This window comes from Nitrosospira sp. NpAV (assembly GCF_000832065.1).
GTDB lineage: Bacteria > Pseudomonadota > Gammaproteobacteria > Burkholderiales > Nitrosomonadaceae > Nitrosospira.
The window spans coordinates 1-358 of record NZ_JXQM01000242.1; the positions used below are offsets into that span (position 1 = coordinate 1).

At 45.8% G+C, this 358-nt stretch carries 1 protein-coding gene; it reads right to left on the reverse strand.

Features of this window, described 5'->3' with window-relative positions; translation table 11 throughout:
- On the reverse strand, positions 1-198 hold a 198-nt coding region (locus SQ11_RS15980; protein WP_041515199.1), incomplete at its 3' end, for an ATP-binding cassette domain-containing protein.
- Between the last annotated feature and the right edge of the window lie 160 nt (positions 199-358).

Here is a 358-nt window from a genome sequence, read left to right on the forward strand (position 1 = left end):
CCCCTCATCCTGATCAAGAATACCGGCAATAACCGAAATCAAGGTGGTCTTCCCACACCCAGATGGGCCAACCAGCATCATCAACTCACCTGTTGCAATATCAAGATCAATACCATCAAGAGCGGTCACTTTTTGGCCACCAGTCTCATAGACTTTAACGATATTCCGGCAACGCACTGCCAGCGTATGTACGCTCATTAACTCTTGAAGACAACAGCAGGTTCCAGACGGATCACCTTGAGTATGCTGATGACCGCAGCAAATATACAGATAAGGCCAATTCCCACCCCACTAAAAATCAGCAGTTGCCAAGTAAATTTGAATGCAAGTATGGTATCGTGCATGAAATAGCCAAACA